Raw genomic sequence first — 14,100 nt, 5'->3', positions numbered from 1 at the left:
GGCTAGTCGCGCGGTTTTTTCTTGGGTTGGTAGGAACACAGCGGCTCTTCCCGGAGGTAGTGGCCGTTCATGGTCGCAGCGCGAGCCCGGCAGCCGCCGCACACGCGTTCGTATTCGCAGTGCCCGCATTTGCCTTCGTATACCTTGGGGTTGCGAAGGTTGAGAAAATGTTGGGATTTTCTCCAGATCTCCGGGAACGGGGTTTCCAGCACGTTGCCGCAGTCCAGTTCCAGGTAGCCGCAGGGCTGCACCTGGCCCCGGTGGGAAATGAAACAGAAGCCCACGCCGCCCAGGCAGCCCCGGCTCACGGCGTCCAGGCCGAAGTTCTCGAAGTTCACCGGGATGCCTTCCTCCTTGGCCCGCTGCCGCAGGATGCGGTGGTAATGCGGTGCGCAGGTGGCCTTGAGCTGCATGTCGGTGGTCTTGCGGAAGTCGTAGAACCAGTTGAGCACGTTCTCGTATTCGTCCGCGGAAATGACCTCCGCGCCCAGCTCCTCGGCCCGGCCCGTGGGCACGAGCAGGAAGATGTGCCATGCCGAGGCCCCGATCCGTTCGCAGAGCTGGAAGATGTCCTTGAACAGGTGCAGGTTGTTCTTGGTCACCGTGGTGTTGATCTGGAACTCGATGCCCGTGTCCTTGAGGTGCTGGATGCCGCGCATGGAGGCGTCGAAGGCCCCCTTTTCGCCTCGGAACTCGTCGTGCTGGGCCGCCTCGGGCGCGTCAATGGAGATGGAGCAGCGCTCCACGCCCGCATCCTTCATCCTCTTGGCGCTTTCCGCGTCGATGAGCGTCCCGTTGGGGGCCATGACGCAGCGCAGGCCCTTGCCCTTGGCATAGGCGATGAGCTCGTACACGTCGTGGCGCATCATGGGCTCGCCGCCCGTGAAGATGATGATGGGGCTGCCCACGTCCGGGAAGGTGTCGATGAGGGCCTTGGCCTGCTCGGTGGAAAGCTCGCCCTCGTAGGGCTCGGGGTGCGCCTCGGCCCGGCAGTGCTTGCAGGCCAGGTTGCAGGAGCGGGTCACTTCCCAGGCCACCAGGCGGCAGACCGGGCTGCCATCCTCCAGCGTCATCTTGGGCGGGCCGTCGGCTCCGGGATGCCCCTTGCCGTGCGGATGGCCTCCGCCGGGGTGTCCTCCGGGATGCCCTTCAGGCGGGCAGCCTTTGTGTCCGTTCATATTTCTATCCGTTCAGCGTCTTGAGGACGTCTTCGGTAAAGTAGCTGATGATGAGGTCCGCCCCCGCGCGCTTGAAGGCGACGAGGGACTCCATGACCACGGTCTTTTCATCCAGCCAGCCGTTCTGGGCGGCGGCCTTGATCATGCTGTACTCGCCGCTGACCTGGTAGGCGGCCACGGGCGCGTCGAAGTTGTCGCGCAGCATGCGGACCATATCCAGGTAGGGCATGCCCGGCTTGACCATGATGATGTCCGCGCCCTCGTCCAGGTCGGCTGCCGCTTCGCGCAGGCCTTCCCGACCGTTGGCCGGGTCCATCTGGTAGGTGGTGCGGTCCCCGAACTTGGGTGCGCCTTCGGCCGCCTCGCGGAACGGGCCGTAAAAGCCGGAGGCGTACTTCACGGAATAGGACATGATGGGCGTGTTGATGAAGCCCGCCTCGTCCAGGGCCGCGCGGATGGCGGCGACGCGGCCGTCCATCATGTCCGAGGGGGCGATGATGTCCGCGCCCGCCTTTGCCTGGGCCACGGCCGCGCGGGCCAGCAGGTCCAGGGTTGGGTCGTTTTTGATCTCGCCCTTGGAGGAGACGATGCCGCAGTGCCCGTGGGAGGTGTATTCGCACAGGCAGGTGTCCGCGATGACGATGAGTTCGGGCCAATTGGTCTTGAGCCTGCGGATGGCCTGCTGGACGATGCCGTCCTCGGCATAGGCCTGGGAGCCCACTTCGTCCTTTTCGGCAGGGATGCCGAAAAGGAGGCAGCTGCGCAGGCCGTTTTTCACGGCCCCGGCCACCTGCCTCTCCAGCTGGTCCAGGGAAAGCTGGTACTGGCCGGGCATGGAACTGATGGGTTTCCTGAAATCCGGGTCTTCAGTCTCGGCCACGAAATAGCACATGACCAGGTCCTGGGGCCTGACTTCGTTTTCCCTGACCATTTCACGCAGGGCCGGAGATGTCCTCAGTCGTCTTCCTCTGTGAAAATCCAGCAATGGCATAGGAACTCCGAAAAGGGCCGCTTGAGCGGCCCGTTGATGTCTGTCTTTCGGCTACAGCGGTTCGCCGGTGATTTCCTCGTCCGTCAGGTAGCAGGCCGGGTCTTCGGCCCAGAAATCGCCGTGGTAGGCCTCGGCGCGGGCGCGGAAGTTGCCGCCGCAGATGTTCAGGAAGCGGCACTTGGCGCAGCGGCCCTTCACGTGGGGGCGCTTGTCCTTCATCTTGTGCAGCAACTCGATGCTTTCGTCGGTCCAGATTTCGGAGAACGGGCGTTCCAGCACATTGCCGAAGGTGATGTGGCGCATGAACTGGTCCGCGTGAACCTGGCCGTCCCAGGAGATGCAGCCGATGCCGCGCCCGGACGAGTTGCCCTCGTTCCACTGCAGCAGCTCCTTGACCTGCTCGGCGCGGACCGGGTCTTCCTTGAGCATGCGGTAGTAGACGTAGGGGCCGTCCGCGTGGTTGTCCACGGTGAGCACTTCCTTGGGCTTGCCCTTGTCGAAGAGCGCGCGGGTGCGGTCCATGATCAGGTCCACGGTTTCCCGGGTTTCCTGGTGGTTCAGGTCTTCCTTGATCAGCTCGGAACCGCGTCCAGAGTAGACCAGGTGGTAGAAACAGATGCGGGGAACTTCCATTGCCTCGAGCAGGTCGAAGAGGTGCGGAATTTCGCCTGCGTTGCGCTTGTTGATGGTAAAGCGAAGGCCCACCTTGAGGCCTTCGGCCATACAGTTCTCCACGCCCTTGAGCGCCTGCTTGTAGGCACCGGGAACGCCGCGGAACTTGTCGTGCACCGCTTCGGCGCCGTCCAGGGAAATTCCCACGTAGGACAGGCCCACTTCCTTGAGCTCGGCGGCCTTGCGCTTGGTAATCAGGGTTCCGTTGGTGGAGATGACAGCGCGCATGCCCTTGCCCGTGGCGTATTTGGCCAGTTCGGTCAGGTCCTCGCGCACCAGGGGTTCGCCGCCGGAAAAGAGCATGACCGGAGCGCCGAACTGGGCCAGATCGTCAATGATCTCCTTGGCCTTGTCCGTGCCGATGGGGTCCTTGTGGTCGCTGGGGTCCACCGCGTGGGCGTAGCAGTGCACACATTTCAGGTTGCACCGCTGGGTCATGTTCCAGACCACCACGGGCTTCTTGTCCTTGGAGAATTGCAGGAGATGGGAAGGGAGCTTCCCGGACTCGCGGCCGTAGCGGAGTGCGTCCGACGGTTCCACTGCGCCGCAATATAGTTTGGAAATTCCTATCATTGATACAGTCCTCGTTTGATATGTGAGGTCTTTGGGGTACCACAAAAGCCGGCGGTCTCAAAGCCGAAAAAAGGGAGCAGGATCGTGATCCTGCTCCCGCGTCAGGCCCGGTACATACTGCGGGCCCGAATGTTTCTTGTCAAGAATGATTCCTATTCTGCCAGGCGGACCTCCACGCGGCGGTTCATCTGCTTGTTGGCCGCGTTGTCGTTCTTGGCCAGGGGGCGGGATTCACCGTAGCCCACGGTGGTCAGCAGGGCCGGATCGATCTGGAATTTGCTGGTCAGGTACTGCTTGACCGCCTCGGCCCGGCGCTTGGACAGGTCCAGGTTGTAGCGGTCATTCGCGTCCGAGTCGGTGTGCCCGCCGATGATGACCTTCCGGCCCTTGAGATCCGGGCTTTGCAGCGCCCGGCCCAATTCGTCGATCAGGGGATAGGACGAGGGGCGGATGGTGGCCTTGTCTACGTCGAAGTGGATGTCCAGGTTCACGCCCGGCGCTTCGGGGGACTTCAGGTCGCGCTCGATGGCGGTCACGTCGGTCTGCTGGCCCTGTGCGCCGTCCATGCCGGAATCGCCCTGGGGCCCGGTTTGCTGCCCGGCGGCCGTGTCGGCAGTGTTGCCGGCGGGTTGGACCGGGGCTGTCATGGCATTGACGATGCCGGCCCTGTCGTCGGCGAACTGGTAGGGTGTGCCCGGGCTGGGCAGCCAGGACTGCACGGGCACGGCCATGTCGTGGGCTATGGACCGGGTCAGCTGGTAAAGCGGGCTGGAGGGCATGCGGTCCTTGACCTTGAGCAGGATGAGGTCCTTGTCGTCCCTGAATTCCACGCGCCCGGCCTGGGCCATGCTGAACAGCAGCATGTTGTTGCGGGTTTCATAGATCCGTATCTGGATGGTGATGTCCGTGTCGTCCACGGTGGAGCCCGCATACAGGTGTGGGATGATGCCCACGATGAGCAGGTCCGCCCCCTTGGCGCGGGCCAGGGAAAGGGCGCTGCCGAGTCCCCGGAACTGTGAGTCGGACGCGTATTCGAAGATGGGGAACATCTGCTTATACCGCCAGGTCCGGTAGAAGATCCCCCCCAGTTCCCGCCCCAGCGCTATATGGTCGGTGACCGGCTCCTGGATGAAGAAGGGCATGCACAGGGCCGTGAGGGGCTGGTACTGCCTGCTGCGCGGCTGGGCCGTCATGACCACTTCCGACTTGTGCAGCTTGGCGTCCTTGTAAATGGTGGACGGTTCAGTGATGGACGGCTCCACATAGGCGCAGGCGCCCAGGGAGAGGATAATGATGAAAAGCAGCAGTCGTTGCATGGCGTTTCTGGGGGCTGTGGGTTGCTCCATCCCCGCGCGCACCGACGGACTTCCGACGGTTGCGGGGCTACGCCATGCAAATTAGCAAAATACGTACCGCTGCGGCTACTGGATGATGTCGGTGGGGCTGGGCGCGGCCTCGATGGCCTGGATGATCTGGTCCTTGGACTGTTCAAGCCCCTGGCGCAGCAGCAGGCGCTTGCCCGTGGACAGGCGGCGGAATTCCGGCTGGGAGGCCATTTCGTCAAGCCGGTCCATCTCATGCTGGATGTTGGAAATCTGCATGCGGATGTCGGCGCTGTCCGGGCAGACGTGGGCGGCCAGCTGGGCCAGCTCCCTGATCTCCCGGGCCATGCGCTGGAAGTTCTGGGGATCCACCTGCCGCACGAGCGCGCGGTAGGACTGCCATTCCTTCCACTTCTTCCGCATCCAGGTGATCATGGCCAGCTCCCGGTTCGGTCTAGACCATCGGCGCGCTGCCGTACATGGACGACAGGTAGGCCGCCCCCACCACGAGCAGGGGGATTGCCGCCGCCAGGCCCGCACGCAGGAGAGAGGTCCTGTGCAGGCACTTCCATCCTATCACGGTTATGGTCATGTTCCAAATGAAGACGATGCCGGCCTGCACGTTTGCCGCCATTTCGAACGGCAGGGGAATGTACATGAGGATGATGGGCGCGGTGGCGTAGGCCGCTGCCCGGAACGTGGCCTCGAACTTGCCGCCCGAAGCCTTGAGGGCCATGAGCAGCAGGTGGTGCAACCCGGCGGAGAGGAACAGCCCCAGTGTCCAGATCAGCGGGGAGATGGGGATGATCATGAACGGGTTGAAGGTGGCGAATTCCTCCTGGGTGAGCACCTCGCCGCCCAGTCCCGCGGGGGAAAGCAGCCCGGCCTGGGTGAAGACCGCCTGCAGCACGTCGTGGAGCACCAGGATGAGCAGGGCGAAGATCAGGGGGCGAATAAGTCCCCGTCCCAGGGGCATGACGCTGAAAAAGAGGTGCGGCGCAAACAGCACGCGCTTGATGGTGGCGAAGATGCCCGGGAAAAATCCGTACTGGTCCAGGCGCTCGAAGGGAACCTCGACCACGGGCCGTTCCGGTTCCTCGGTTTCCAGCGCCGCAAAGGGCGCAGCCTCCTGCTCCCGCTCGGGAGCGGGCGAGTGTTTGTCTCCCTCGGGCGGGGACATGCCGCCGATCTTGTTCCAGAGCTCGTCGCCCGGGTCTTCGGCCGGGTCGTGCAGGGAGGGGAACCGGTCGGTTTCCGGTTCGGCGGAAGCCGGAGGCTCCGGAAGTGTTTCCTTTTCAGGAGCGGTTTCCAGGGAAAAGGTATCCTCTTCCCCGGGCAATTCCCGGAACTTGAATTTGGCCTTGCACTTGGGGCAGGTGGCAATCACGGATTTCTCCGGGATTTTTGTTTCGTTGATCTCGCGGGAAAATTTGCACTCCGGACAGGTTATCAGCATGGGATTGTTTCCTTGTGGTGATTACTCAAGAAGCTTTGCTCCTACCCATTTTGTACGGGAGAATCAAGCCGCGCGCAATCGGCTGCACCGGTACACGGCCGTTGTCAGGAGGCTGCGCCGGGCAGCCGCAGGGTCATGATCATGTTCCCGGATTCATGGGGGTGCAGGGCTCTGCGGTCCAGGGACGGGTAGTCCTTGCTGAGGCGGTGCAGGGAGTCTTGCGCGGCGGCCTCGTCAAAACGGGCCAGTTTTTCCCGGATCTGCTGCGGCGATTTCCTGAGGCGGCTGTAATGCAGGATGGGCAGGTCCAGAACAATGGCGGCGGGGCCGTTCAGCCCGGCCAGTTTTTCGTGGATCGGGCGCTCGAAACGCACCTGCGCCTCGTTGCGGAACAGGCGTTGCTGGAGGTCGGGCCACAGGCCGAAGCCCACCTTGGCGTGCGCCACGTCCGGGTACAGGGTCTGGCGCGTGAAGTAGAAGGAGTCGGATTCGCCGTTCCGGATCAGGGCGGGCAGGGCCTCCCAGTCCCGGGGAACGAGCAGTTCATCTCCATCCAGATAGAGCAGCCATTCGCCGGTGCACAGCCGCTTCATGCGGTTTCGCTGGGAAGCGAAGTCGTCCAGGGGATGGGCCGCCTGGCGCACCGGGCAGGCGCAGGTGAAATTCATTTCCGGGACGGTCTCCGAATCCCAGACAATGCACAACTCCTGCAGCCAGGCCGGGAACTGGGAGAAAAAGGCAGCCAGATCCGGTTCGTGGGGGCTGAGGATTGCCCCTGCGGAAAGGGAGATGCGCTGTGCGGCCTCGCGGGTGACGGCATGGGGGCGCATCTGGCTGAACTGGCGTTGCAGGGCCTGGAGTGCCGTGCGTTTCGGTCCGGCGGGCAGTTCCGGGTTGAGCATGAGCCCTGCGTTGGCGGCGCTGACGTTTTCCAGCCCCAGGAGGCAGAGGTGGGCCCAGGGCGAGGTGTCGGCCAGGATTTCCCAGCGGGCGTCCAGGCCTGGCAGCATTTGCCGGGCGCGGGACGGGGTGAGCTCGCAGGCAATCAGGCGGATCGTCGAGGGGACTGCCTGCGCCAGGGCGTTCAGCATGCCGCCCTCTCCCAAACCGAAGAGGACCAGGGTTTCAGCCCTGCTTTGTTCCAGGATGCGCAGGCAGCGTCGGACGTGTTTTCCCACGTCTGCGGGGGGGAGCGCGGGTATGGCCGGTTCGTTTGCCTCAGCTCCCAGCCGGAACGAAAGCACTTGCCCGGTATAGGCCTTGATGTGTCCGGTCATGACTCGATCCCCTTGCGTCGCAGCAGTTCCACGTAAATGTTTTCCAGTTGCCGGGTCACGGTCTGGCTGCGGTAGTGTTCGGCTGCCTTGGCTCGTCCCGCACGGCCCATTTCCCGGGCCTGTTCCGGGTGGGCCAGCAGCCAGATCACGGCCTGGGCATACTCCTCGGCGTTGCGGGCCACCAACCCGGTGACGCCGTGGTCCACCAGTTCGAGCTGGGCGTTGTCGCGCAGCCCCTCGGCCGGGTGGGTGATGACCGGCAGGCCGCAGGCCATGGCCTCGGCAATAACCAGGCCGAAGGACTCGCCGGTGTCGTTGGCGTGGGCCAGCAGGGACACCTGGTCGAGAAAGTCGCAGATTTCCGCGTCCGTGGTCACGGTATTGTGGAAAAGGACATTCTTCTCCAGGTTGTTATCGCGTACGTAGGCTTCGGCCTCGGGGATGCCGCCGATGACGTGGTAGCGAAAGTCCGGGATTTCCCGCACCACCATGGGTAGGAATTCCAGGGCCAGGCCGGACCATTTGCCGGGGTCGGGCCGGGAGATGCGCCCGGCGGCGGGGAGGGAAAAATCGTGGTCCTGACGGGCTGTTGCTGAAAAAAAGTCCGTGTCCACGGGGTTGTAGAGAAAGTCGTAGGCGGCGGTGTCGCGTTCGATTCCGGTGGTCTGGTGGAAGCGGTCCAGACAGAAGCGGGAAACGAACAGGTGCTTGTCGATGACCGCGCACAGGGGGCTCGGGTCATGCCTGCCGAAGACGTTGGTTTCCACCACCACGGGCACGCCCGCTCGCCTCAGTGGGCGGAGCAGCTCGGGCTCGGGCCATCCAGCCCGGTGCACGTGGACCACTTGGGGCCGCACACGGTCCAGCACGGCGGGCAGGTCCGCGCCGATATGGGTGGCGATGCCCGCTTGGCGGAGTTGGGGGCCGCGCTCGCCATCGGCAAAGGCGAAGACGGTCGGTTCAAAACGGCCCGTGTCCAGATGGGTCACGAATTGCTGCATGACCTTTTCCGTGCCGCCGAGGCCCAGGCGTTTGACGATGTGCAGGACGCGGATGGATTTCATGGACATGCGGGAAAAGTGACATAACCACGGGGCGTTGTAAATGCGGATGCCGAACCGGGCCAAAAGAAAACCGGCCCCGAGGGGCCGGTCCATGTTAACGGCTGTTGCTGTAGGCGTTGGTGGCCCGGAGCCTTGTGGGATTGACCATTGGCTTGGGTGCCGCCTTGGTCGGTTCCGGTGCTCCCGGCTGGGGCTTGGGCGCTGCGGGCTTGGGTCTGGCAGCGGCCGCCTTTGGTTCCGGGGTGGATTGACTTTCGGCCTGGGCCGGTTGTGCCGCCGGAGCCGGGTCGGCCTTGGGCGGCATGGGGGCCTGCTGAATCGGCTGTTGCGCCTGGGCCGGTGTTGGGCCGGGAGCCGGGGCGGCCGCCTGTTTGGCCGCATCGGGCGAAATGCCCTTTTCCACCTGGGGCACGATCTGGGCGTAGGCCGAGCGGATTCCGTCGATGATCTTGATGACCTCGTCGATCTTGTCCATGTCCATCTTGAGGTTCGCCTTGGCCAGGTGGAAATTGCAGAACGTATACAGGCTGTGGAGGTTCTCGGTGATCTTGCCGCCCTTTTCCTTGTTCAGGCTGTCGGCCAGTTCGCTGATCACGTCCATGGCCTTGGAGATGTAGATACCCTTCTGGGCGTAGTCCTTTTTCTCCATTTCGATCTTGGCCCGCTTCAGGAACTTGATGGCCGCTTCATAGAGCATAAGCAGCAGCTCACCCTGGGTCGTGGTTTCCACCTGCGTGGTGAGGTATGCCTTTGCCGGATTGGACATGCTCCCGCTCCTTCCCTTTATAAGAGTCTTACTGGTTCAACTGCGCCAGTTGGCTGTTGAGTGACGTCTGGATGCCCGCGTACTTCTGCAGCACGGTATCCAGCCTGGAAAATTTGAGTTTGAGCCGCTGTTCCTTGGTGGCGATCCGCGCGGTCTCAAAGGCTATCTTGTCATCGATGCTGTCCATGATGTCGCCATAGTTGTGCACCAAGACGTTGAGCGGGCCGCCGTCCTTGGTGAAGGCGTTGTATTCCTTGGTCAGGTCGCCCAATTCGTCGATGAGTTCATTGACCTTGCCGTTCTTGACGTTGATTTCGCCGTTGATGGTGGTATTGGCCTGGAAATTGGACAGCTTGACCGAAAGACCCGCGGCGGCCGTTCCGTAGCTGCCCGTAATGGTCAGTCCGTCCGCGGAGATGCTGACGGGCTCGCCGTTGATGGTGGCCGAGGAAATGCCGGTGTTGCTGGTAATGATGCTGACCTCGTGCACCCCGGCCGAGGTCATGCCTTCGATGACGTCCACGAAGGTCAGGTCCGAGGAGGCGCTTTCCCCATCCAGCTTGGCCGAGAACAGGTAGGCAACATCGTCCGGGTGGTTTGCCAGGGCGTAGTCCAGCGTCTTGAACTTCAGGTCGGGGTCGGTGGTGTCCTCCAGGATCAGCAGTTGGCCGAACGTTTCCGAACCCTTGTCCGTATCCGTGTAGATGCCGATCTGCCCGAGCGAGGTGTAGTAGTCGCCCGCGCCAGTGTCGCTGTCGTAGTACTCGAAGGCAAGTCCCTTGCTGGCCAGAAGGTCGTTGAGGTCCTGCTGGATCATCTGGATGCCGTAGTTGCCGGTGAGGATCGAGCCCTTGACGTCGTCCGTGGAAGTGTCCACGTTGGTTATGTCCAGGATCTTCTTGCGGATTTCGTTGACGCTGTCCACGAAGCTCCGGATGTTTTCCTTTACGGCGGTGGTGTCCGTGGCGACCTTGACGGTGACGCTGGTTCCCGGGCTTGCGCTCTGCAGGTTGAGGGTCACGCCCTCGATGATGTCCGTGATGGTGTTGGTGGAGCGCTCGATGTAGCCGCCCGCCGCGGACGGGAATCCGTTGACCCTGAGTTGGGCGTTGGTGGCGTTCTGGGTTTCGGTGAAGTCGGACACGCCGAAGATGAGGGAACCCGTGTTGGAAATGACGATCTGGTTGTCCGCCCCCATGTCCTTGCCGGTCAGCTGGAGATGGTAGGTGGTGCCGTCATAGAGGTAGGAGGCCTCGATGTGGCTCTTGGTTGCAGTGTCGGAATTGATCCGGTTGACCAGCTCCTGCATGGTTGTCCCTGCGGAAATGTTGCTCAGCGTGTACGTGGTGCCCGCGTAGGAAAAGGTCAGGTTCGTATTTGCGGAGGTCACCGACGAAGACAGGGAACTGGTGCCCGAGGTGGTGATGAACACCTCGTTGGTGGCCAGGCTGTGCACCTCGACGGAGTGGGTGCTGGATGCGGAATCGCCGCTGGCCGTCGCTGTCAGGACGGACGTGTTGGAACTGGAGACCGTCTTGGCCAGGAATTCGTTGACCGTGTCCATCTTCTGGAGCGTGGTGCGCAAGTTGAGCATCTTGCTGTTCAGGTCCTTGAATTCCGTGACCTTGTCTTCCCAGGTCTGCTTCCAGGTCTGAAGCGAAGTGATGCGCCGCTTCTCGATGTTGATCAAGCCTTCGATCAACGCGCTGAAGTCCGTGCCGCTTCCGAGCCCGGCGAAGGATATTTGCCCTGAAATGAGATCGCTAGCCATGGAAACCCCTCATGGGAATATTTTTCCGGATGCTTTTCATACGCTCATTGTTCTGCAAGGGCGGTGCCATTTAAGCAAAGGGCCGGACAGCCCCGAGGACTGTCCGGCCGCCTTGTGTTTGAATTGAGCCGATTCTACCGTTAGCCGATGAGGGACATGGCCATCCTCGGCAGGGAGTTGGCCTGTGCCAGCATGCTGACTGCGGACTGCGACAGGATCTGCTGACGCACGAATTCGGTCATTTCGGTTGCCACGTCAACGTCGGAGATCTGGGATTCAGCGGCCTGAACGTTTTCAGCCTGGATCTCGAGGACGCTCACGGTGTTTTCCAGCCTGTTCTGCAGGGCACCCAGGTTAGCGCGGATCTTGTCCTTGGAGACGATTGCGCTCTGGACTGCAGCCAGGGATGCCTGGGCCAGTTCCTGCGTGGAGATGGTCTTACCGGCATTGGCGGTGGAACCGGAACCGGTCTTGGCTGCGGCGTCGTGGCCGAGACCAAGGGCGGAGGCGGTGGAGGTGCCGATGGCGATGTAGTAGTAGTCTTCCGCGCAGTCGTTGCCGGTACCGAAGTGGACCTTCAGCGGACCGGTGGACAGCAGGCCTGCACCGTTGTGGTCGGAGTTTTCGCCGGACAGCGCACCGTTCAACAGGTAGATGCCGTTGAAGTCAGTGGAGTTGGCGATTCGGGTGACTTCCGAAGCCATGGCCTGGTATTCGGAGTCGATGATCAGGCGCTGGTCCGAGTTGTAGGTACCGGTTGCTGCCTGGGTTGCCAGTTCCTTCATGCGGATGAGCTTTTCGTCGATGACGGAAAGCGCGCCGTCCGCGGTCTGGATCAGGGAAATACCATCGTTGGCGTTACGGATACCCTGCTGCAGAGACGAAATGTCTGCGCGCATGAGTTCGCGAACCGCCAGGCCTGCGGCGTCGTCCGCAGCCGTACCGACACGAAGGCCGGAGGACAGGCGCCTGGTGGACACACCAAGCGAGCTGTAAGAGGACGACAGGTTACGAGAGGCGTTCATCGCCATCAAGTTGTGGTTAATAACGAGGGACATACTTTCCTCCTTGAAATTGTTCGCGGCTTCCTTGCCGTGATATCAGCCCACCCGTGGGGCCGATTTCCACTTCCTATTTGTTCTACTTTTCGGCCGCCTGGAGGAAAACTTTAGGATTGTTTTTGTTTTTTTATTCACCCGGGTGAATCTTTATGGCCCCGGCTGAATCGAGTCGGGAAGGAGAAGGGGATGTGGTAGGAAAAACTGTCTGTAATTGGTCGCAATAAAAGAATTGTTGTTCTTGTGCTCACGAAAAGGTCTCGCGCATGATGCGGCAGAGCTCCTGAATGCGGTGTTGGTAGGTGTGGCGGGCCAGGATGCGTTTCCGGGCCCTTTCGACCATGGCTCGTCGCTTGTCCCGGTCCTGGAGGTAGCGTTCCAGCTGGTGGGGAATTTCATCCGTATCATTATATATAGCTATTTCCGAGCCCGGGGAGAACAGGCTTTCCATCTGCTCGCGGTGATCGGTGAGCAGGAACCCGCCGCAGGCGGGCACGTCGAAGACCCGCTGGTTCACCGCTCCCTTCATCTGCAGGCTGGTGCAGTTGAAGCTGATCGTGGAGCTGGGGTAGAAGGCCGGAAGTTCTCCGTAGTAATTGAGCGTGGGGTGGTAGCGCCAGGAGCCGTCGCCGGGCAGGAGGCGTTTCCAGGCATTGTCCCCGGCGATGAGCGGAGTGTGCCCCAGGGTTTGGCGGACGCATTTCAGCCGGTACTGCCGGGTGGACTCCCAGGTGATGAGGCTTTCCAGGGCCAGCTGCCGCTCAATGCTGGTTGCTGCGGCAATCTCTTCCGCGAGTTCCGGGTGGTTGGCCTGTATGAACCGGGTTACCGAGGTCTCGGCGGAGGCCCCGTAATCCGACGCAATACTCGTGTACTGGTCGCGCAGCAGGGGGGAGGGGCGCGCGGCCTTGAGGGTTTCATTTACCGCCGTGGTCATGGAATTGCCCACAAAGGAGACTTCGGCCCGCCATTCCGGCTTGCCGGGCATGCCCGGCCTGAAGCGGTCCGGATCCGTGGCCAGGGGCAGATAGTGCACGTGCCTGAATCCCCGGTCCCGCAGGATGTCGAGCTTGAAGGCGTCAAAGGAGAACAGGGCCACGTTGGCGGCGTCCAGGCCCTGGTAGCGGTAGAGGATCAGGTGGGGGTTGTCCACGAACCAGGAGGCCAGGGGCAGTCCCATCCTTTCCAGAAGGCCCGTTATCTTGCCCTCCCGGTCCAGGCCGAAATGGTTCACGGTGAGGGCGAAGTCCGGCTTGAACTGGAGGATGCTTTCCAGCAGGGATTCGACATAGTCATTGCCTGCCGCTCCTCCGGTTCCCACCGGCAGTGCCTGGAAAGGGATTTCCAGCTTGCCCAACGCCGTTTCGATCTCGTTGCTCAGGAAATAGTCGGCGCGCAAAAAGAGAATGCGCGGCTTGGTCTGTCTGAATTTGGGATAGTTGGCCCTGGCCCAGAAATCCGATCGGTTTTCGCTTTCCAGTGTTTTGGCCGTGAGCCCGTAATGGTCGGGGGACAGGCGCTGGTACAGGGGGATGCGCACCAGGTGAAGCGGCAGGTTGCCGTTGGCGGCCCGCCATGCCCGCACCTCCTTGAGCGCGATCTGCGTATCCGGCGTGCTGATGAGGGTGACGTTTGCAGGGATTGCGTCGATCCCGGCGAGTTCGCGCAGGAATGGTTCCCTGTCCACCACGGCCACCGGGCCCCGGGAAGCCAGTTCGCGGAGGCAGTGCCCGAGACCCGCCCCCAGAAGGAGCGGTAGGGTACCTTCAGGGACTGCTTCCGCGAGCGAGCGTTCCCTGTCCGCGCCGTTCTTTCCCCACATGTGCCACACCTTGCCGGCCACCGTGATGCGGATGTCCGCAAGCGCGCCGCCGTCAAGCACGGGGGCCGCAATGTATTGGGGCTGGGGGGAGGTATCCATTCAGCTTCTTTACAGGATTGCCTGTTTTCCGGCAAGGCGGGAGAACGAAAA

General features: G+C 62.2%; 12 protein-coding genes. All 12 read right to left on the bottom strand.

Features of this window, described 5'->3' with window-relative positions:
* Positions 1–2: 2 nt before the first annotated feature.
* Positions 3–1,178 carry a heme b synthase gene (ahbD, locus tag FGL65_RS14520; RefSeq protein WP_147821992.1) on the bottom strand — a complete coding sequence of 392 codons (1,176 nt, stop codon included), beginning with the start codon at positions 1,176–1,178 and terminating at the stop codon, positions 3–5.
* A gap of 4 nt (positions 1,179–1,182) precedes the next feature.
* Positions 1,183–2,169 (bottom strand): porphobilinogen synthase, encoded by a 987-nt coding sequence (hemB, locus tag FGL65_RS14515; protein ID WP_187170398.1) that lies wholly within the window; start codon positions 2,167–2,169, stop codon positions 1,183–1,185.
* A gap of 51 nt (positions 2,170–2,220) precedes the next feature.
* Positions 2,221–3,414, bottom strand: a complete 1,194-nt coding sequence (ahbC, locus tag FGL65_RS14510; RefSeq protein WP_147821991.1) for a 12,18-didecarboxysiroheme deacetylase — start codon at positions 3,412–3,414, stop codon at positions 2,221–2,223.
* Positions 3,415–3,566: 152 nt separating this feature from the next.
* Positions 3,567–4,730 carry an OmpA family protein gene (locus FGL65_RS14505; protein WP_187170397.1) on the bottom strand — a complete coding sequence of 388 codons (1,164 nt, stop codon included), beginning with the start codon at positions 4,728–4,730 and terminating at the stop codon, positions 3,567–3,569.
* Positions 4,731–4,835: 105 nt separating this feature from the next.
* Positions 4,836–5,171 (bottom strand): hypothetical protein, encoded by a 336-nt coding sequence (locus FGL65_RS14500; RefSeq protein ID WP_147821989.1) that lies wholly within the window; start codon positions 5,169–5,171, stop codon positions 4,836–4,838.
* 19 nt (positions 5,172–5,190) lie between these two features.
* Positions 5,191–6,192 (bottom strand): YIP1 family protein, encoded by a 1,002-nt coding sequence (locus FGL65_RS18560; RefSeq protein WP_250645504.1) that lies wholly within the window; start codon positions 6,190–6,192, stop codon positions 5,191–5,193.
* Positions 6,193–6,296: 104 nt separating this feature from the next.
* A complete protein-coding gene (locus FGL65_RS14490) occupies positions 6,297–7,469 on the bottom strand; it encodes a glycosyltransferase family protein (RefSeq protein WP_147821988.1) in 1,173 nt (390 codons plus the stop codon).
* A complete protein-coding gene (locus FGL65_RS14485; RefSeq protein ID WP_431830889.1) occupies positions 7,466–8,626 on the bottom strand; it encodes a glycosyltransferase family 4 protein in 1,161 nt (386 codons plus the stop codon). Before FGL65_RS14485 ends, FGL65_RS14490 begins: the two co-directional genes overlap by 4 nt.
* 1 nt (position 8,627) lies before the next feature.
* A complete protein-coding gene (gene fliS / locus FGL65_RS14480) occupies positions 8,628–9,299 on the bottom strand; it encodes a flagellar export chaperone FliS (RefSeq protein WP_147821987.1) in 672 nt (223 codons plus the stop codon).
* Positions 9,300–9,327: 28 nt separating this feature from the next.
* Positions 9,328–11,070, bottom strand: coding sequence for a flagellar filament capping protein FliD (fliD, locus tag FGL65_RS14475; protein ID WP_147821986.1), 1,743 nt, complete (start codon positions 11,068–11,070; stop codon positions 9,328–9,330).
* A gap of 140 nt (positions 11,071–11,210) precedes the next feature.
* The gene (locus tag FGL65_RS14470) at positions 11,211–12,128 is read right to left on the bottom strand and encodes a flagellin N-terminal helical domain-containing protein (RefSeq protein WP_147821985.1); all 918 of its coding nucleotides are present in this window, start codon (positions 12,126–12,128) and stop codon (positions 11,211–11,213) included.
* Between the two features lie 247 nt (positions 12,129–12,375).
* Positions 12,376–14,049: a CgeB family protein gene (locus FGL65_RS14465; protein ID WP_147821984.1), complete on the bottom strand. Its 1,674-nt coding sequence runs from the start codon at positions 14,047–14,049 to the stop codon at positions 12,376–12,378.
* Between the last annotated feature and the right edge of the window lie 51 nt (positions 14,050–14,100).

Origin of the sequence: Salidesulfovibrio onnuriiensis (assembly GCF_008001235.1) — a bacterium.
Taxonomy (GTDB): domain Bacteria; phylum Desulfobacterota; class Desulfovibrionia; order Desulfovibrionales; family Desulfovibrionaceae; genus Pseudodesulfovibrio; species Pseudodesulfovibrio onnuriiensis.
Note: the sequence above shows the minus strand (reverse complement) of the source record. Positions and strands in the feature narration are given on the sequence as shown.